This is a genomic window from Acidobacteriota bacterium, assembly GCA_016712445.1.
Taxonomy (GTDB): domain Bacteria; phylum Pseudomonadota; class Alphaproteobacteria; order Caulobacterales; family Hyphomonadaceae; genus Hyphomonas.
This window is the reverse complement of the sequence record JADJRB010000002.1, coordinates 34,991-52,568: the sequence shown is the minus strand read 5'-3', so window position 1 is coordinate 52,568 and position 17,578 is coordinate 34,991. Positions and strand designations below refer to the sequence as shown.

The following is a 17,578-nucleotide window of genomic DNA, read 5'->3' as shown; positions in this document are numbered from 1 at the left end:
ATCAGGGAACACGCGATTTTGCGGCAACGCGCCCCTGGCTCGTCTTGGAGCCGTGAATGGGACGCTTATGCGCACCAGACAAGTGCATCTGTGACCAGCCTTTGCTGCGGTTATCAACAGTCCTGATGGCCGAGAACTGGAAGCTCACGGCGCGCAGGTCGTGACACGAGTTCAACAGGGCTATTTTCTCCTTGGGCTGCAGGGCGGCGACGAACTCAGATACCGAACCCGACTTCTCCGCCCTCGCTCTCGCCAGCGCGAGCGGGGTGTGGATTTCACCGTTCGCGAGGGGCCACAGCGGATCGACAAGATAGGCGCGCAAATGCTGCTCATACGGATCGATCAAAAGCGACTCGAGGCTTCGCGACCGCAACTCCGCAAACGACTTGCGCGCATCCAGAGACGCTCGCCGTGACTCCGGCGGCAGGCTGTCGTGCGGCGATATCAGCATTCCAGCCTTTGTCGCCTTTTCGCCCGCCCGCCGCTTGGCCGCGAAGTAGGACACCGGCGCGCTCAGGATCATACCAATCGTCGCCGGCGCCAGCCAGGCAGCGTACACTGGCGAAATCAGGATCGCTGAAATCGTCAGCACACAGCCGAGTATCGTGGCTAGCAAGTTGTGCCGGAAAGTCGTTGCGAACGAGTAGCCGAACTCATCCCGCTTCTGCGGCGACCAACCGGAATCGCGGCCGGACAATACGCTGAAAACGGCGCTGGTTTGCGTCACCATGAGGATAGGCGCAGTCAGGATCGACAGAAGTGTCTCGGCGAGGGTGCCTTTGACCGTTCGCCAGACACCCACTTCGCGGCGCCAGTCCCGGCTGCAGAGTCCGTAGACCAGGCCGCAGATCTTTGGCGTGAACAGGATGATCATGGTTGCGATGAATAGGTTCAGGGCGCGCTCGGAGTCGATCACCGGCCAGGTCGGAAACAAGGCTGCGCCTTCACCGAAATAGCTCGGCTCAAGGAAGCTGTTCTGCAAAGACAGCAACATACCCACCGTGATGAACAACAACCACAGCGGCGACGAGAGATAGGAAAAGATACCGGTGATGAGGTGAAAGCGGCTCGTCCAGGCGAGCCCGCGGGCTTTCAGCAACACGGCCATATGCTGCATATTGCCCTGGCACCAGCGCCGGTCGCGGGTCACCATGTCAATGATGGTCGGCGGGCCTTGTTCATAGGAGCCCCCGATCTCCGGACGAACTTCGACATTCCAGCCCGCGCGTCGCAGCAGGGCCGCCTCGACGAAATCGTGGCTCATGATACTGCCGCCGAACGGCGCACGCCCCGGGATCACGGGGAGGCCGGCAGCCTCGGCGAGCGCGCGCACACGGATGATCGCATTGTGGCCCCAGAAGTTGCCCTCCTTCTGCGACCACCAGGCGATGCCGTGCCCGAGCACGGGACCGTAAAGCGCTGCCGCAAATTGCTGGCATCGTGCAAACAATGTCTCACCGCCAACCAGCTGCGGAATAGTCTGGATCAAGCCCGTCTTCGGCGACACCTGCATTTCGTCGACCAGCCTCAGGATCGCGTCGCGTTCCATATAGCTGTCCGCGTCGTACACGATCATGTAGTCGTAACGCCCGCCCCAGCGCGTGACGAAATCGCGGATGTTGCCCGCCTTACGGTGCAGGTTCAGCGTGCGGCGACGATATCGGACCTTTACATCGGCAGGCCGCAGCATCTGCAGGCGCTCGAAGGCCGCCTCTTCGCGCAGTGCCACATCCGGATCGTTGGTATCGCTGAGGATGAAACACTCGAAATGCCCGGGCGCGCCAGACATGCTCTGCGCCGTCGCAAGCACGGTTGCGAAAATCTGCTCCACATCCTCATTGTAGATGGGAAACGCAATCACAGTCTTCGCCGACGACACAGACCTTACGCAGATTGCCCGGTCATCTTCCTTCAGGCTTCTCAGCGCCGCACCAAGGCCGACCAGAGCGTTGACGAACGCATAGCAAACCCAGCTGATGTTGATCGCGAATACAAACAACAGTGCCCACTCAAACACTGTGAGACTCGACACTTTCAGCACTTCATACATCTCGCGCGTCGCCCACGCCGTCAGCAGCAGCGACGAAAGCAGGACGAACAGCTTTCGCCATGCCAGCGACTTCGGCCGGTGCCGGTCACGTCGCGCCGCGGACGCCAGGAAATCCTGGTCGGGCATTTCGACTGGAAATTCGATCGGGCGAGCTCGGGAATCGATCATTCTGGCCTCCAGCGGTAGAGCCATGTTTCAGATACGGGTTTCCCCCCCTTGGTCAGCAATGCCCTGAGCTCCGCTACTTCTGCATTCGCAGGGCTGAGCTCGAACGTGAGCCGGGTTTTCCCGGTCTCGGGTTGTCTCTTGATCGTCGGATGAAGGATTGTCCCGGACGACGTTGAAATCTTCGCTTCAATATCGGTCAGGAGGCTTTCGTCTGCAGGTTCGTAGTCGATCACGAACATCTGGCGTTTCTTGTCAGGAGTCTTGCCGGTGCGCGTCTCGTGAACCTTCACGACCGCCGGCATCGCTGGCGCCAGCAGGCTCCATCGCATGTCGTAGGAAATGTTGTATGACTTGCCCTGCTGCCAGGCTTCGGAAGGCTTCCAGAACACGACTACATTGTCGTTGTATTCGTTCACGGTCGGGATCTCGACCAGAGAGAGATTTCCTGCGCCCCAGTCCGACCGCGGCTCGATCCATACGTTCGGCCTGTGATGGTAGTCGGCCTCGACATCGGCATAGTCGTCCAGATTGCGCTTGCGCTGGATCAATCCAAAACCGCGCGGCATTGTGGTGGACAGTACGGAAATCTGAAGCGATTGCGGATTGATCAGCGGACGCCAGACCCACTCCCCGTTCGCAAGCCAGATCAGCAGGCCTTCGGAGTCATGCACGGCAGGTCGAAAATCGTCTGCCTGCTTTTTGAGGTCGTGAGGCGAGAAGAAATACATCGATGTGATCGGCGAAATGCCGACACCTGCAATTGTCTTGCGCGGATAGAAGGTTGCGTTGACCTTGATTCCTGTTTCAGGGCCCGGCGTGATGTCGAACCGGAACGCACCGGTGACGCTGTCACCGTCCATCAACGCATATACGGTTATTGCCGGCGACGCTGGTGTCGGCGTCTCCAGCCAGAATTCCGTGAAGAACGGAAATTGCTCGCCCTCCGCCGAAGCGGTTCCGATGGAAAGACCGCGTGCGGAAGCGCCGTAAACTGTGCCGGCACCTAGGGCACGAAAAAAGCTTGCTCCCTTGAAGCTGACCAACTCGTCATACTTGCCGGCCTTGTTGAGGACGTTCAGCACGCGGAAGCCGGCAAACCCCAGCGATGTCTTCACATCGTCCTTGAGCGGCAGGTCGTGGAAATTGAAATCACGCGCCTTGTACGGGTGCGCAACCACAACGCCATTTTCGATGACGTTGAATTTTACTTCTGTCGCAAACAGGTACCCGCGTGGATCAAGTAGCGCCTTGAACCCTTCGATACTGTCCGGCCAGATCGTCGAGGATTGCTTGGTCTCGATGCGCCGATACTGGTCGTAATTGAGGTCAGCTGCGCTCTTCGCCAGGCCTGCCGGTGGAACGAATTGTTTGCTGGCAAGCAGCTGCGCGGACGCGCGGACATCGTCCAGGCCGAAACCCTCGGCTTCATCCAGTTTGGCCTGGCCATCCGCCAACCCTCCGCAGTCGGCCGCCCCGGATTGAGCGCACAGCTCGGATGGCTTGGCAGGCTGCGTCGCAGGCTCAACCACGACCGTACCAACCTCTTCGGGCGAGACAGTTTCGGCCGTTTCCGGCGGCGCCGTATCTGTAATTTCGACCGAATCCGCCCCTTCCGGCGCAGAACACCCGCATAGCCAAATCAGCGCAGCGGCCGCCGCGCACAGTTTCGCACTCCTGGCATTGCGACCTATCCGCAAAACCGCACTCCTCAGTCCATCACCCCAGGTCGAGCCCGGTTATCGTCTTGCTGCAGCGCAGCAACCGGCCCGGGCTAGACAATGATTGTGGCCGGAATTGGTTGCATTCGGCGTTGAGTCGCACCTGAACTGCGACCGGCGCCTGATTCCGGCCAAATCCGGCCAAACTGATATCGAGCCTACCTCGGCGGCCGAGCATTCTGCCGAAATATTAGGCATTCGCGGGCGCACACGGGGCGACAATCTGCGCGATCTGCGACGCGTCTAAAGGGGGCGGTCGTCTTCGTCCCGCAGGATGCGATGCGCGGCGCCCAACGGATCGTCGAATTGGCCACTCCCCGCCGCCCAGAGAAATGCGCCGAGCCCCAGCCCTCCCAAGGCGAGCGCAACCGGAATGAGATAGATCAGGATGGTCATGCTTTACCCCCCGTGCCGGAACCGATGCGCAGGGCATTCAGCGTTACAACCAGGGACGACAGCGACATGGCCAAAGCTGCGATCAGGGGCGTGACATGCCCGGTTACGGCAATCGGAACGGCGATCAGGTTGTAGCCTGCAGCCAGCGCAAAGTTCTGCCGCATAACCGCCCGCGCGGACTTCGAAATGGCCAGCACCTGCCCGATGCTCGCCAGGCCACCCGCAAAGACCGCGTCGCTGGCCGACTGGCTGATGTCCATTGCGCCGCCGGGCGCCATTGAAGCATGCGCCAATGCCAGCGCCCCTGCATCGTTGAGCCCGTCGCCCACCATCAGGACACGCCGCCCCTCGCACTGAAGCGCTTCAAGGCGCGCCGCTTTATCCTGCGGAAGCGCACCCGCCCTCCAGTCGGCGATACCCAACGTCTCCGACAGGCGGGCCACGGCGCCCGAGCGGTCCCCGGACAACACCTCCAGCGACAAGCCCGCATCCCGCAACCCCTGCACCGATCGAATGGCGTCTTCGCGCAGCCGTTCCTCGAAGCGGAAACACACCGGCTCACTGCGGCCGCGCGAAAACCAGATCTCCGGTCCGGTCGACTTCGCCGCAGGTTTCGCGCCCACCCAATCCGGCGCACCGAGCCTGCACGTTTCGCCGTCAATTTCTGCTTCGATGCCAAGGCCCGGCCGCTCGATCACATTCGCTGCAACTGGTCCGGGGCCAGCGGCAGCAACGAGTGCCCGTGACAAGGGATGGCGGCTGGCACGCGCCAGCATCGCTGCAGCGGACAAGCTTTCCTGCGCCGCGGCATCGCGCATGAGCACAGGCTCGCCGAGCGTGAGCGTGCCCGTCTTGTCGAGCACGATATGGTCGACCTCGGCCAGCCTTTCGAGCGCGTCACCCGATTTCAGGAAAATCCCCAGCCGGAACAGTTTGCCCGACGCCACGACCTGCGCAACCGGCGCAGCCAGCGCCAGCGCACATGGACAGGTGATGATCAGCGTGGCGACGGCGACCAGGATCGCTTCGCGGACGCTGGCACCGGCAACCAGCCAGCCCACAAATGTCAGCGCCGCGGTGGAATGCACAAACGGTACGTAGAGCCCGACAGCGCGGTCGGCGAGTTTGCGATAGGACGAGCGGCGCTGCTCGCCGGCCTCAAGCATTGATGCAATGTCCGACAGCAGCGAGTTCGCGGCTGGCGCGGTCGCGCGGCCTCGAAGAACCGCCCCAAGATTGACCGAGCCTGCATAGAGAAGGCTCCCGGCGACCGCTGTGCGGGGTTGGCTCTCGCCGGTTACCAGGCTTTCGTCCACTTCGCTTTCGCCGGCCGTGAGGGTCATGTCTATGACACTGCGCTCGCCGGGCGCGAGGAGCAGTTCGTCTCCAGCCTGGATATCCGATGCCCGAACCGCTTTCGACGTGCCGTCCGGCAGGATCCGGGTAACGCTGCGCCCTTGCAGGGCGGCAAGGTCGTGCGCAGCACTCCAGGCCTGCCGCCGCAACCGGGCGTCAAGAAACCGGCCGATCAGCAGGAAGAAGAGCAACATCGTGCAGGCGTCGAAATAGGCGTGCGGCCCGCCGACGACGGTTTCCCAGACACTCGTCGAGAACGCGAGCAGGATGGCGAGCGATATCGGCACATCCATGTTGGCATGTCCGCGCTTCAGCACGTTCCAGGCGGAGCGGAAGAAATGCCGCCCTGAAAACACGATGACCGGAAGGGCGATCAGGCCGGAAATGGCGTGGAATGTCTGACGGGTCGCACCGCCCATCTCGTTCGCACCGCCCCAGACAGACACAGACAGCAGCATGATGTTTGCGGCCGCAAAACCGGCAACACCCATCGCGATCAGCAGGCTGCGTTCTTCGGACTTGCGATTGTCGACCGAGTCGCTTGCCGAGAAGGGTGACACGCCGTACCCGAGATCCGAAATGGCGTCGGCGACTTCGGTGCCGGTCAGCGCGCCGCTCCATTCGACGCGCATCTTTCCGTTTGAAAGATTGAGACGCGCGACCGAAACACCTGGCAAGCCTTGCACCGCACCTTCAATCCGCGCGAGACATGCGCCACATTTGGCGCCGCGCACATTGAGGTCGAGGATGTAGCGCCCTGCCACCTTCTGCACGAAGGCATCCGCACCCTGCACATTCGTTCCGTGCGCGGGCGGCGCCAGATTGGAAGGACACCCCTTATCGAAGGCCGCGTCGGCGAACGTCATCGGATGTTTATCCGCTTGTGAGCTTCGAACACCGTTCCGTCCTGGTTCGGATGTTTCACTTTCGCGGTAACGTCCCACTGACCGGCCGCAAGCTGCGCGACATCCGCCAGGTAGATTCCGCCGCCTTGAGCGCCGGCCGGAAGCACAGTGTCGGCGCTCGTCGTTGCGAGGCGGCGCACCTGGACTTCCACATCATATCCTGAGACGCCCGCGCCGGATCCATCCAGGAGTCGGATTTCGAGCTGCGAACCAATCAGTCCCATCTCGGCCTGCCAGCCAAGCTGTGCCTGCTGCGCACGCTCGGCGAGCGTGTGGTTGTACTCAAGTCCTTGCGCATAGGACTTCTTCACATCTTCGCCTGGAAACGTCGTGATGGCGTAGAAGAGGAAGAAGCCGTTCACGACAAACATCAGACCGAAGAACCCGATCATCCAGAGCAGAACGTGCCAGCCTTTCAACGGGCCCTTACGGTCTTGCAGCTCTGCAATTGCGCTCGTCATCAGTTTCCACTCCTGAAAGCCACCCGGTTGGAATCCGATTCCCCGGTTGCGTTGTCGGTTACCCTGAACGTGATTTGCTGGATATCTTCCGTCTTTGGAACGACGACGAGAACCCGGTACCGATCCACACCGTACGCCGCCACCGGCACTTCGAACTGTTTGCGCGAACCGCTCTCCAGTCCGATGATCTTCATTTCGGCGTCGGGCGCACCTTCGATACTGATCGTCATTCGGCGCGCTTCGGTGGATTTGTTGACCAGCTTCAGGGTGTAACCATTCTGGATATCGCCGCCAGAAAGACGAACAAACGGCGGCGAACGGTCCTTGATCACGTTCATCTCGAGTGTCGATTTTGTGAGGAGTCCGAAGATCATCAGCGATCCGATCAGCGCAATCAGCACGGCATACAGCACGGTCCGGCTACGGATCAGCCTGTATTTCGGCACGGGCACGCCTTTGGCGCGCGCGGCGACGGCTACGTCCGTGTCATAGGCAATCAAGCCCGTCGGGCGCTCCACGCGAAGCATCATCTCGTCACACGCATCGATACAGAGCGCGCAGTGGATGCACTCGAGCTGCGATCCGTTCCGGATATCGATCCCGACCGGGCAAACCTGAACACATTGGTTGCAGTCGACGCAATCGCCGCGCCCTTCCCATCCTTCGGACTTGCGTTTTGGCCCACGCGGCTCGCCGCGATCGTACCGGTAGGTGACGTTGAGCGCATGCTCGTCGGTTAGTGCGGCCTGTATCCGAGGCCAAGGGCACATATAGGTGCAGACCTGTTCGCGCATCGTGCCGGCGAGGAAGTAGGTCGTGAAAGTCAGTATACCTGCGAACCAGTAGGCCGACAGCGGCGCTTCGCCCGTGAACCAGCCTTTCGCGACTGTTGGCGCGTCATGCCAGTAAAGTACGAACGCGCCACCGGTCCAGAACGCGATGACAAGCCAGACGATATGCTTGCCGGCCTTGCGCCAGAGCTTGTTGAAACTCATGGGCGCATGGTCCAGCCGCATTCGCGCCGCACGGTCGCCTTCGAACGCGCGCTCGACCCACACATAGAGGTCGGTCCACACCGTTTGCGGACAAGCATACCCGCACCACACCCGGCCAAGCAGAGATGTGACGAGGAAAAGGCTGAGCGCTGCCAGGATCAGGAGCCCGGCCAGATAGTACGCTTCCTGCGGCCAGATCTCGATGAAGAAGAAATATAATTTCTCGCTCTCGAAATCTGCCAGCACCGCCTGGTTCGGAATGCCCGGCCCCCGATTCCACCGTATCCAGGGCACGATGTAATAGACCGCAAGGGTTACAGCCATCACCGCCCATTTGACGGTCCGGAACTTGCCATGCGCAAGCTTCGGATAGATCTGCCGGCGTTTGGCATAAAGATCCGGATGCGGCGGCGGCGAGGCGCCCGGCTTATGGCTCGTGTCGAGTGTGATCCGGGTCATCGCCGCCTCTCATTCGCCCCCGCCAAGCGAGTGGACGTACACAGCCAGCGCCTTGATCGAAGCGTCATCCAACCGGTCGGTCCAAGCGGGCATGTGCGAATTGCGCGCGTTGAAGATCGTTGTGTAGATGTCGGCTTCCTCGCCGCCATACAGCCAGTCTTCGTCGGTAAGGTTTGGCGCGCCGATCGTGCGATTGCCTTTACCGCCGTCCCCGTGACAGACCGCGCATTGCGACGCGAACAGGGATTGCCCACGTTGAACAGCAGCCTGGCTATCCGAACGGCCAGAGAAGTTCAGCACATACTGCACGAGGTCGTCGATCTCCGCAGAACTGAGCAACTTGTCGCGGCCGAAGCGCGGCATCGCAGAGTTCCGCGTCAACTCATCACTGGTGTGGCGGATGCCGTGATGAAGCGTCGTCTCGATTCCACTGAGCGTGCCGTCCCAGAGCCAGATGTCGTCCGCGAGCACGGGATACCCTTTCGCCCCGCGTCCTCCGGTACCGTGGCAGGTAGCGCAGTTGCTCTCGAACAGGCTCTCGCCCATGGCCAGCGAAAATTGCTGCAAGTCGCGGTCCTGTTCGATGTCCTGCAACGATGCTTTCAGCAAATCTTCTGCTTTCACCTGCCGGGCAGCATCCAGCTTGCCCATCTCGATCGCCACATTGTCGCGGTCAGACTGGTTGCGTAGTCCGGTCGTGTTCGTGCCCATGCCCGGCAGCGCCGGGATGGCCGGCATCAGGACCATATAAACGATCGAAATCACGATCGTGATGTACCAGACATAAAGCCACCAGCGCGGCAGCGGATTGTTCAGCTCCTGGATGCCGTCCCAGGAATGCCCGGTGGTCTCGACACCGCTGTGCGGGTCCACATTGTCTTTTTCACTGCTCATCTGCAGGTCCTTTGTCGGAAAGCGGAGAACGGGCGGCTTCATCGAAGCGCGACTGGTTCGACGGCCAGACGGCGTAGGCAAACGCAGCCGCAAACATCAGCACGAAATAGATCATGCCCCCGGTCTGTGCGAATTTTGAAAGTGCTTCATACATTGAGGGCTCCCATCACCGCCGGTTGCTGAGATCGCTGGCTTCGTAGGTCGAGAAGTCGACCAACGTGCCAGTCATTTGCAGGTAGGCGACAAGCGCATCCATTTCGGTCAGACGCGCCGGGTCACCATCAAAGTCCCGCACTTCGACCGTGCCTTCCCGGCCGGACGCCGCATTGTAGGCCGCAGTCAGCGCGTCCTCTGCGTCATAGTCCACCCCCGGGTTCGCCTGGGCCGTGAGGTGGCTGCGGCTGTTCGAGATCATCTCGTCCGTGTACGGCACGCCGACCAGACGCTCGGTGCGCAGGCGCTGCTCGATATCATCGTACTGCAACGTCTTGTCCGCGAGGAAGGCGTAGGGTGGCATCACCGACTCCGGCACGACCGACCGGGGGTCCTTCAGGTGATCGACCTGCCATTCCGATGAATACTTCCCGCCCACCCGGGCAAGGTCTGGACCGGTCCGCTTGGAACCCCACTGGAAGGGATGGTCGTACATGCTTTCGGCGGCAAGCGAGTAATGCCCGTAGCGCTCCACCTCGTCCCTCAGCGGGCGGACCATCTGGCTATGGCAGACATAGCAGCCTTCGCGGACGTAGATGTCCCGCCCCTTCAGTTCGAGCGGCGTGTAAGGACGCATGCCGTCCACCTTCTCGATCGTATTTTCCATGTACATGAGCGGAGCCATCTGGATGATCCCGCCGATCGAGACGACGACAAGGATGCCGACCGTCAGCAGGAGTGAGTGGCGTTCTAGAAGCCCGTGCTTGTTGATCAGTGCCATGTTCAGATGACCTATTCTGCAGGCTGGAGGAGAGGGCGGATCGCCCGTTCTTCGGGTGTGAGGTCGACGGCATCGACAGCTTCGCCATGACCCAGCGCGGTACGCGTCAGGTTGTAGGCCATGATCAGCGTGCCGGTCAGGTAAAGCAGGCCGCCCAGTGCACGGATCATGTAGCTGATGTGCTTGGCTTCGACCGTCTCCACGAAGCTGTATTCGAGGAAGCCGAACTCGTTGTAGGCGCGCCACATCAGGCCTTCGGTGATGCCCGCGAACCACATCGAAATCATGTAGAATAGGATGCCGATGGTCGAGATCCAGAAGTGCCATTCAACCAGGCTCTTCGAGAACAGCGCCTTGCGCTTCCAGAGCCACGGCACAAGGCAGTAGAGCGCGCCGAACGAGATGTAGCCGACCCAGCCCAACGCGCCGGAGTGAACGTGGCCGATGCCCCACTCTGTATAGTGAGAGAGCGCATTGACGGCCCGCACGCTCATCAGCGGTCCTTCAAAAGTCGACATGCCGTAGAAGGCGAGCGACACAACCATCATCCGCACCACCGGATCCGTGCGCAGCTTGTCCCAGGCGCCCGACAGCGTCATCACGCCATTGATCATCCCGCCCCAGCTCGGCATCCACAACATGATCGAGAACGTCATGCCCAGCGTCTGGGCCCACTGCGGCAGCGCGGTGTAGTGGAGGTGGTGTGGACCGGCCCAGATGTAGATGAAGATCAGCGACCAGAAGTGCACGATCGAGAGCCGGTAGGAATAAACCGGGCGGTTGACCCGCTTCGGAACGAAATAATACATGATGGCGAGGAAGCCCGTGGTCAGGAAGAAGCCGACCGCGTTGTGGCCATACCACCACTGCGTCATGGCATCCTGCACGCCGGAGAAAAGCTGCACCGATTTCGAACCCGTGAAGCTCACCGGGACGGACAGGTTATTGACGATGTGCAACATCGCGATGGTCACGATGAACGAGAGATAGAACCAGTTCGCGACGTAGATATGCGGTTCCTTGCGCTTCCAGATCGTGCCGAGGAAGACCAGCAGGTAGGTCACCCAGATCAGCGTGAGCCACCAGTCGGTGTACCATTCCGGCTCTGCGTATTCCTTGGACTGCGTGACGCCCGCCAGATATCCGGTTGCGGCCAGCACGATGAAGATCTGGTAGCCCCAGAAGACGAACCAGGGCCACATGCCGCCGGCAAGTCGGGTCCGGCAGGTGCGCTGCACGACGTAGAAACTCGTGGCGATCAGCACGTTGCCGCCGAAAGCAAAGATCACCGCGGATGTGTGAAGCGGGCGCAGGCGGCCGAAGTTCGTCCAACCCAACTCAGGGAAGTAGAAGTAATTCGGGAATGTCAGCTGCAGCGCGATGATGACGCCGACGAGCATGCCGGCAACGCCCCAGAACGTTGAGGCGAAGACGCCCCATTTGACGATCGTATCCTCGTACTCGCGTTCGTCGAAGGGGTTGCGATCGAGCAGGTTGCCGGCCCACATGCCAAGGCCGACGAAGAAGGCCCCTGTCAGCGCGACGAAGGTCCAGGCCTGAATTGCCATCGCCCGGTCTGCTGCGTGGCCCGCAATGATCAGGCCGAGCAGGATGAAGATTCCCAACAGTCCGCCCACGGCGAACAGGGTGCTATTGTCACGGCGCATGTGTGCGAGTGTCGGGGTCATGGGATTCGCTCTCGTCTCCGGTTTCCGGGTGGATTACCGTTGAGCGATCGGGGCCAGTATAGGGGACCCTACGTATGTGCGACGACTTGTTCCGAAGGCACCTAGTCCGCCATTCGAAGGAGATCGATCATGCGGAACCTTTACTTGATGATCACCGGCCTGGGTGTGCTCGCCATCGGCCTCGCAAAGACGTTCGTGCACCTGAACTCGCCAGAGATGTTGCAGGTGCCGGGCTGCCTCGGCTCAACTTACATGATCCCGCTGTCGAACGCGCATCCCGCGATCGGCCATTGCTGGGGCTGCTATGTCGCGCTGGCAGGCGCCGCGATGATAGTGCTATCGATCGCGAATCAAAGGTTTGCCGGAAACCGGGCTGACCCGGGCGCAGGGAAAGGCCCAACACTGGTCTGATGACGTCGCCATTCGAATCCCAGGACGACGAGACGGTCAGGTCTCTGCTGCAGACCGTGCTGGCTTCGGTCCCTGACGCCATGATTGTCATCGATGAACACGGAACGATCGTCGCATTCAGTGCGGCAGCCGAGAAACTGTTCGGCTACACAGCGCATGACATCACGGGAAAGAACGTGAGCGTGCTGATGAGCGAAAACGACCGCCCTCATCATGACCGCTACATTCACAACTACCTTTCAACCGGCGAGAAGCAGATCATCGGCATCGGGCGCATTGTGGAAGCCCGGCTCGCGAATGGCACGCGCATCCCCGTCGATCTCAAGATCGGCGAAGCACGGCTCGGAGAGCACCGCCTTTTCACCGGCTACATCCGGGACGTAACCGAGCGACAGGCCACAGCTCACCGAATCAGCAGCATGCAGGCTGAACTGGTCGCCTTCGCGCGCCTGAGCGCTGTGGGTACTATGTCGTCGGCCATGGCGCACGAGCTCAACCAGCCGCTGACCGCCGTTTCCAACTACCTCGAAGCCGCCCGTGACCTCCTGGATACGCCGACCGAGGAGACCATCCTTCTGGTTAAGGAGGCGCTCGACGCGGCTTCCATTCAGTCCGTCCGTGCCGGTCAGATTGTGAGGCGTCTGCGCGACTATGTTTCACGCGGCGAAATAGACGCACGCGCCGTCGACCTGGGCTCGCTGATCCGCGACGCGGCGTCGCTGTCGAAAATCGGCATAGAAGGCCCGCTCGCCCGGATCGTACTGAAGATTGACGACGACCTGCCCCCCGCTCACGCCGACCGGCTGCAGATCCGGCAAGTCGTCGTCAACCTGATCAAGAATGCGATCGAAGCGACCGCCGATGTGCCTTCGGCGATGATTTGGGTCAGCGCTACGAAGCGTGATGACTCCATGCTGCTCGTGCAGGTGCGAGACAATGGCCCCGGACTGCCCGATCAGTCAGGAAGGTCGCTGTTCGACCCCTTCTTCAGTTCGAAGCCAAAGGGCATGGGGCTCGGCCTTTCAATTTGTCAGACGATCATCGATGCCCATGGTGGAAAAATCTGGGCAGAATCTGTAAAGTCGGGCGGCGCACTATTCAGTTTCACGCTCAAGATTGAAGATCCGGACGCTGACACCAACGATGACTGACCATCGAGACATCCATCTCGTCGACGACGACGAGGCCATTCGCCACTCGGCCAGTTTCATGCTGCGCCATGCCGGTTTCAACGTCCGCACCTACAAGGATGGTCTGCATTTCCTGCAGACGGTTGACCGCACCAGCCAGGGCTGCGTGCTGCTGGATGTGCGCATGCCGGGCATGGATGGAATTGCGGTACTTCGCGCGCTGGACCAGCACGGGATCTCAATGCCGGTGATCGTCCTCACCGGACACGGCGATGTTTCGGTTGCCGTCGAAGCCATGAAGGCCGGCGCGAAGGATTTCATCGAGAAACCCTATGAGAAGCAGTCCCTGCTCGCCGCCATCAATGCCACCTTCCACAATCAGGAAGACCGTGACGCCTCACGCACCAACGAAGTCAACGCCCGCGCCAAGATCGCCTCTCTGACCAAACGCGAACGCGAAGTTCTGGAGCGGCTGGTCGAAGGAATGACGAACAAGGCGATTGCCGAAGATCTGTCGATCTCCTCGCGGACTGTCGAAATCCACCGGGGACACGTCATGGAGAAACTGGAGGCCGACAGCCTGTCAGCGGCGCTGCGTATCGCATTCAATGCCAAGCTCGGCTCCACTGCGGACTAGGTAGGAATCCGTAGCGACATACGGCGGCAGTCCATGCAAGCTCCTTCGTTCGGGCACCGCTGACTCAGCCGGGTACCTGAACGAACAGAACGAGATGGAGCCGGCATGCAGGCCGAACCGCCTATAGCAAGTGCCGCCCGAATCCTCGTGATCGAAGACCACGAGGAAGTGCGCCGGTCCCTGGTGCTTGTGCTTCGATCAAGCGGCTTTGCTGTTGATGCCTATGCCAGCGGTATCGAACTTCTGAGCAGCCGCGCCCTCCCGTCTGCCGACTGCCTCGTGATCGACTACAAGCTTCCGTCCGTCGACGGATTCGAGTTGCTCGCCCGAATCCGCGCCAAAGGTCTCAACTGCCCGGCGCTGATGATCACCGGCTTCGCCTCAACCACCCTCAAGGCCCGGGCATTGGCCGCTGGCTATGCGGGCGTGCTTCTCAAGCCGCTGGTTGCCGGTGAGCTGATCTCGCAGATTTCCGAACAGATCCAGCCCTCTCATTGAAGCCGAAGTCGCACGGGTGGCGGCGCGGGCCCATGTCTTTCACTCAGAAAGACCGCGGCAAGCCCAGCACGTGCTCGGCAACGTAGGAAAGGATCAGGTTGGTCGAGATCGGCGCGACCTGGTACAGCCTCGTCTCGCGGAACTTGCGCTCAACATCATATTCGCGCGCAAACCCGAAACCGCCGTGTATCTGCAGGCACTCGTTCGCCGCTTTCCAGCTCGCGTCTGCGGCCAGCAGCTTTGCCATGTTGGCTTGGGCGCCGCACTCTTCATGGGCATCGAAGCGCCGGCACGATTCGAAGCGCATCAGGTCAGCCGCTTCGATATCCACGAATGCCCGCGCCAGCGGGAACTGCACGCCCTGGTTCTGGCCGATCGGCCGGTCAAAAACCTGCCGTTCACGGGCATATGCGGCAGCCTTTTCAACGAACCAGTAGCCGTCGCCGATACATTCGGCGGCAATCAGCGTGCGTTCGGCGTTCAAACCGTCGAGGATATACCGGAACCCCTTGCCCTCTTCCCCGATCAGGCAGTCGGCCGGTATCTCCAGATTATCGAAGAACACTTCATTGGTTTCATGCCCCACCATGTTGGCAATCGGCCGGATGCTCATGCCCGATTGAAGCGCCATCTTCAGGTCGACGAGGAACACCGAAAGGCCCTCTGTCTTGCGGCTCACGTCCGCCAGCGGCGTCGTCCGTGCAAGGAGGATCATCAGGTCCGAATGCTGGATGCGGCTGATCCACACCTTCTGGCCGTTGACAACATACCGGTCGCCTTTGCGCACGGCGCGCGTCTTCAGCTTGGTCGTATCGGTACCCGTGGTCGGCTCGGTGACCGCCATCGATTGCAAGCGCAGCTCGCCGGAGGCGATCTTCGGCAGGTAGATCCGCTTCTGCTCGTCCGAGCCGTGCCGCAGCAGCGTGCTCATGTTGTACATCTGGCCGTGGCAATGGCCTGCATTGCCGCCCGCTCGGTTGATCTCTTCCATCACAATCGATGCTTCGGTCAGCCCGAGCCCTGCGCCGCCGAAGGCCTCAGGGATCATCGCCGCCAGCCACCCGCCTTTTGTCAGCGCCTCGATGAACTCTTCCGGGTAGGTCTCCGCCGCGCCGTGCCCCCTGTGGTAGGCCGCCGGAAACTGCGCGCAAAGGCTACGGATGCCCTCCCGAAACGCGTCATGCGCCTTTGAAGCTGTCGTTTTCATGTGTCGTCGTCACTCCGCAACGTGCTGGCCCCGGCCAGCGCCACAAGGGCGCCTGCCCGATCCCGACTAGCCTGTAAACGAAGTATCTGGCGGTGGGAGGGAGTCTGCGAACAAACTCTCTCTATCCACCTAGGACGATCGACGCGATCCCTCGTAGGCCAGGGTTTTTTGAGACCAAGCGGTCGCTGGGTCGTTTGCGTATGGGGCGAAAAAATTCGACCAATGAAAGTCGACCCTCTTTCGTAACTCGTCAGGATCAACCTGCTGTGTGCTCCCCGTTTTTTGGAAGACCCCAACCCCGGTCGACGCCCATTTTGACCGGCCCCCATTGAGTGGTCCGGTTTGATTGTTAGTGCATGATTGCCTCCTTGGCCAGTGCTGGTCGCAGGTGGAGCGAAGCGGAACCGGAGGACGGCACTGGCCAAGGGACGGTCTGTGGTGCGGGTGGGCGATAACCAAGCGAGCTATGTGGTCTGACAGTATTGTAATGCCGCCGCCATGCTTCGATCAGGATTTGGGCTTCGGCAAGGCCGTAGAAGATTTCGCCATTAAGCAACTCGTCACGCAAGCTGCCGTTGAACGATTCACAATAGCCGTTCTCCCACGGGCTGCCTGGTGTTATGTAAAGCGCCTGCACTCCGATCTGTGCCAACCAGCCTTTCACGGCGGTGGCAACGAACTCGGGGCCATTGTCAGACCGTATGTGCGCTGGCGGGCCGTGGATGACGAACAGATCAGCTAAGATAGCCAGAACGTTAGCGCTTCTGATCCGGCGTGCAACCAACAAGGCCATACACTCCCGGCTCGCTTCATCAATGATTGCAAGGATCCGGAACTTGCGACCGTCATGGGTTCGGCCCTCGACAAAGTCATAAGCCCAGACATGCCCCGGATATTCAGGGCGCAGCCGGATACACGAACCGTCGTTCAGCCACAGCCGTCCGCGCTTAGGTTGCCTCTGCGGTACCTTCAGCCCTTCACGCCGCCAGATGCGCTCCACCCGCTTGCGGTTCACATGCCAGCCTGCGTTGCGCAGGAGCGCTGTCACACGCCTATAGCCATAACGACCATATTGGCGCGCCAGCTCGATAATGTCTGCAGTCAGGGCTTCCTCATCATCGGCCCCGCGCGGAACTTTACGCTGCGTCGATCGGTGCTGGCCCAGAACGCGGCAGATGCGGCGTTCAGAGACAGGCAGTTCCTTGCGGATATGATCAATACAGCGCCGCCGTCGCGCGGGGCTCAGTAGTTTCCCCGAGCAGCCTCTTGCAGGATCAGCTTGTCGAGAGTGAGATCTGAGATCTCACGGCGCAGCCGCGCATTCTCTTTCTCAAGGTCTTTCATCCGGCGAGCCTGATCGGTCTTCAGACCGCCATATTCCTTGCGCCAGCGGTAATAGGTCTGCTCGCTGATCGATAGCCGGCGGCAAGCGTCCGTTGTCGTCCCTCCCTGCGCCAGCACAATCTCCGCCTCACGCAGCTTGCCGATAATCTCCTCCGGCGTGTGTTTCTTAAATGGCATTTGTCTTTTCCTTCCGTGTCCAAAACAACATATATTTTGGACCACCCAGAAGGGGGCAGATCAATGTCGGTGAAGTCCAGACAAGCGCTCGCGCAGTTATGGTCTGTCAGCAGCAAGACGCGACCCTTGAACGGAGACGCTTCTGTCGGC

At 60.7% G+C, this 17,578-nt stretch carries 16 protein-coding genes; 4 read left to right on the top strand and 12 right to left on the bottom strand.

Annotated elements, in window-relative coordinates; translation table 11 throughout:
• Position 1: 1 nt before the first annotated feature.
• From mdoH to ccoN, 10 genes are all read right to left on the bottom strand, one after another.
• Complete coding sequence (gene mdoH, locus IPK75_13230) at positions 2-2,218, bottom strand: glucans biosynthesis glucosyltransferase MdoH (GenBank protein ID MBK8199313.1); 2,217 nt, start codon at positions 2,216-2,218, stop codon at positions 2-4.
• A complete protein-coding gene (locus tag IPK75_13225) occupies positions 2,215-3,672 on the bottom strand; it encodes a glucan biosynthesis protein G (GenBank protein MBK8199312.1) in 1,458 nt (485 codons plus the stop codon). The genes mdoH and IPK75_13225 overlap by 4 nt, the downstream gene beginning before the upstream one ends.
• Before the next feature lie 507 nt (positions 3,673-4,179).
• Entirely contained in the window at positions 4,180-4,332 is a 153-nt protein-coding gene (gene ccoS, locus IPK75_13220) for a cbb3-type cytochrome oxidase assembly protein CcoS (protein ID MBK8199311.1), read from the bottom strand.
• Positions 4,329-6,554 carry a heavy metal translocating P-type ATPase gene (locus tag IPK75_13215; protein MBK8199310.1) on the bottom strand — a complete coding sequence of 742 codons (2,226 nt, stop codon included), beginning with the start codon at positions 6,552-6,554 and terminating at the stop codon, positions 4,329-4,331. The genes ccoS and IPK75_13215 overlap by 4 nt, the downstream gene beginning before the upstream one ends.
• Positions 6,551-7,054 carry a FixH family protein gene (locus IPK75_13210; GenBank protein ID MBK8199309.1) on the bottom strand — a complete coding sequence of 168 codons (504 nt, stop codon included), beginning with the start codon at positions 7,052-7,054 and terminating at the stop codon, positions 6,551-6,553. Before IPK75_13210 ends, IPK75_13215 begins: the two co-directional genes overlap by 4 nt.
• Positions 7,054-8,508, bottom strand: a complete 1,455-nt coding sequence (gene ccoG, locus IPK75_13205; protein ID MBK8199308.1) for a cytochrome c oxidase accessory protein CcoG — start codon at positions 8,506-8,508, stop codon at positions 7,054-7,056. The genes IPK75_13210 and ccoG overlap by 1 nt, the downstream gene beginning before the upstream one ends.
• 9 nt (positions 8,509-8,517) lie before the next feature.
• Positions 8,518-9,402, bottom strand: coding sequence for a cytochrome-c oxidase, cbb3-type subunit III (ccoP, locus tag IPK75_13200; GenBank protein ID MBK8199307.1), 885 nt, complete (start codon positions 9,400-9,402; stop codon positions 8,518-8,520).
• Complete coding sequence (locus tag IPK75_13195; GenBank protein MBK8199306.1) at positions 9,392-9,556, bottom strand: cbb3-type cytochrome c oxidase subunit 3; 165 nt, start codon at positions 9,554-9,556, stop codon at positions 9,392-9,394. The genes ccoP and IPK75_13195 overlap by 11 nt, the downstream gene beginning before the upstream one ends.
• Positions 9,557-9,568: 12 nt before the next feature.
• Positions 9,569-10,336, bottom strand: a complete 768-nt coding sequence (ccoO, locus tag IPK75_13190; protein ID MBK8199305.1) for a cytochrome-c oxidase, cbb3-type subunit II — start codon at positions 10,334-10,336, stop codon at positions 9,569-9,571.
• 11 nt (positions 10,337-10,347) lie between these two features.
• Complete coding sequence (ccoN, locus tag IPK75_13185; GenBank protein MBK8199304.1) at positions 10,348-12,024, bottom strand: cytochrome-c oxidase, cbb3-type subunit I; 1,677 nt, start codon at positions 12,022-12,024, stop codon at positions 10,348-10,350.
• 129 nt (positions 12,025-12,153) lie between these two features.
• Between ccoN and IPK75_13180 the strand changes: the two genes are divergently transcribed.
• The 4 genes from IPK75_13180 (at position 12,154) to IPK75_13165 (ending at position 14,700) form a co-directional block, all read left to right on the top strand.
• Positions 12,154-12,435, top strand: coding sequence for a hypothetical protein (locus IPK75_13180; protein MBK8199303.1), 282 nt, complete (start codon positions 12,154-12,156; stop codon positions 12,433-12,435).
• Positions 12,435-13,586 carry a PAS domain S-box protein gene (locus IPK75_13175; protein ID MBK8199302.1) on the top strand — a complete coding sequence of 384 codons (1,152 nt, stop codon included), beginning with the start codon at positions 12,435-12,437 and terminating at the stop codon, positions 13,584-13,586. The genes IPK75_13180 and IPK75_13175 overlap by 1 nt, the downstream gene beginning before the upstream one ends.
• Positions 13,579-14,202, top strand: a complete 624-nt coding sequence (locus IPK75_13170; protein ID MBK8199301.1) for a response regulator transcription factor — start codon at positions 13,579-13,581, stop codon at positions 14,200-14,202. Before IPK75_13175 ends, IPK75_13170 begins: the two co-directional genes overlap by 8 nt.
• 105 nt (positions 14,203-14,307) lie before the next feature.
• Positions 14,308-14,700: a response regulator gene (locus IPK75_13165; GenBank protein ID MBK8199300.1), complete on the top strand. Its 393-nt coding sequence runs from the start codon at positions 14,308-14,310 to the stop codon at positions 14,698-14,700.
• 43 nt (positions 14,701-14,743) lie between these two features.
• On the opposite strand, the gene IPK75_13160 is transcribed toward IPK75_13165, so the two are convergent.
• Positions 14,744-15,907: an acyl-CoA/acyl-ACP dehydrogenase gene (locus IPK75_13160; protein ID MBK8199299.1), complete on the bottom strand. Its 1,164-nt coding sequence runs from the start codon at positions 15,905-15,907 to the stop codon at positions 14,744-14,746.
• A 349-nt stretch (positions 15,908-16,256) separates the two neighbouring features.
• Positions 16,257-17,428, bottom strand: a protein-coding gene (locus IPK75_13155; protein MBK8199298.1) for an IS3 family transposase whose coding sequence is annotated in 2 segments (ribosomal slippage) — positions 16,257-17,164 and positions 17,164-17,428 — 1,173 coding nt in all. Because the reading frame shifts where the segments join, the coding sequence is not laid out codon by codon here.
• Positions 17,429-17,578 lie beyond the last annotated feature (150 nt).

Coding starts and splice junctions, on each gene's coding strand:
- mdoH (MBK8199313.1), bottom strand. CDS start 2,218: ATGATCGATTCCCGAGCTCGCCCGATCGAATTTCCAGTCGAAATGCCC.
- ccoS (MBK8199311.1), bottom strand. CDS start 4,332: ATGACCATCCTGATCTATCTCATTCCGGTTGCGCTCGCCTTGGGAGGG.
- IPK75_13215 (MBK8199310.1), bottom strand. CDS start 6,554: ATGACGTTCGCCGACGCGGCCTTCGATAAGGGGTGTCCTTCCAATCTG.
- IPK75_13210 (MBK8199309.1), bottom strand. CDS start 7,054: ATGACGAGCGCAATTGCAGAGCTGCAAGACCGTAAGGGCCCGTTGAAA.
- ccoG (MBK8199308.1), bottom strand. CDS start 8,508: ATGACCCGGATCACACTCGACACGAGCCATAAGCCGGGCGCCTCGCCG.
- ccoP (MBK8199307.1), bottom strand. CDS start 9,402: ATGAGCAGTGAAAAAGACAATGTGGACCCGCACAGCGGTGTCGAGACC.
- IPK75_13195 (MBK8199306.1), bottom strand. CDS start 9,556: ATGTATGAAGCACTTTCAAAATTCGCACAGACCGGGGGCATGATCTAT.
- ccoO (MBK8199305.1), bottom strand. CDS start 10,336: ATGGCACTGATCAACAAGCACGGGCTTCTAGAACGCCACTCACTCCTG.
- ccoN (MBK8199304.1), bottom strand. CDS start 12,024: ATGACCCCGACACTCGCACACATGCGCCGTGACAATAGCACCCTGTTC.
- IPK75_13180 (MBK8199303.1), top strand. CDS start 12,154: ATGCGGAACCTTTACTTGATGATCACCGGCCTGGGTGTGCTCGCCATC.
- IPK75_13175 (MBK8199302.1), top strand. CDS start 12,435: ATGACGTCGCCATTCGAATCCCAGGACGACGAGACGGTCAGGTCTCTG.
- IPK75_13170 (MBK8199301.1), top strand. CDS start 13,579: ATGACTGACCATCGAGACATCCATCTCGTCGACGACGACGAGGCCATT.
- IPK75_13165 (MBK8199300.1), top strand. CDS start 14,308: ATGCAGGCCGAACCGCCTATAGCAAGTGCCGCCCGAATCCTCGTGATC.
- IPK75_13160 (MBK8199299.1), bottom strand. CDS start 15,907: ATGAAAACGACAGCTTCAAAGGCGCATGACGCGTTTCGGGAGGGCATC.